Origin of the sequence: Roseivirga sp. UBA1976, from assembly GCF_002336325.1 — a bacterium.
Classification (GTDB): Bacteria; Bacteroidota; Bacteroidia; order Cytophagales; family Cyclobacteriaceae; genus Roseivirga; species Roseivirga thermotolerans.
In genome coordinates, this window is sequence record NZ_DDDQ01000031.1 from 30,970 (window position 1) to 31,641 (window position 672).

The following is a 672-nucleotide window of genomic DNA, read 5'->3' on the forward strand; positions in this document are numbered from 1 at the left end:
GGAGCCATAACCACGGCTCGTGGATTTGCCTCCGTTTTGGGCTATCCTGAAAGCCACATTGTAGAAGACAAGCAACACTATCATGCCTCGAGCCAGGAGTTAAGGCAGCTGATTAGGAACTTTAGCGATAACTATGGTGTGATTATGCTGTTTGGTCATAACCCCGGCCTCACCTATCTTATCAACGAATTGTCTGACTTTAGACTAGACAATCTACCCACGTGTGGCATCTGTGGTATTGACTTCTTTATAGACTCCTGGAGTCAGGCTAAGAGAGGAACCGGGAAGAAGTTTTACTATGATTTCCCTAAAAACAAGTGAGTTAAATATATTCGTCTAAGCACAATCGATGAAAACACCTCTTTTAAAACCTTACGCAGTTCTTCCATCTTTGATGGTCCTTTTTGTCTTTTTAGGACTGGTTATTTACAAACTAGCCTTTGAGTTCAATGAACTTGAAAAATGGAGAGTTCTATTTCTTGCTATAGGAGGTACTTTGAATTTTTGTTTGTTACTCACCTACCTAATTGCATACATCTATTTTAATAAAAGAACCAAAAGATTAGAGAGTCAATAAAATAAAAAGAGAGAGAAGAACACTAGCTCAACTCCCTCTCAATACTTAATACCCAATACTCCGTACTAAAGAATAAACTCGCTCAAGTCTTTATT

General features: G+C 38.5%; 1 protein-coding gene. It reads left to right on the forward strand.

The annotated features are described in order from the left end of the window. Positions 1-321: SixA phosphatase family protein (locus B3763_RS02990; protein ID WP_414707115.1), on the forward strand; the 321-nt coding region annotated here is incomplete at its 5' end. Between the last annotated feature and the right edge of the window lie 351 nt (positions 322-672).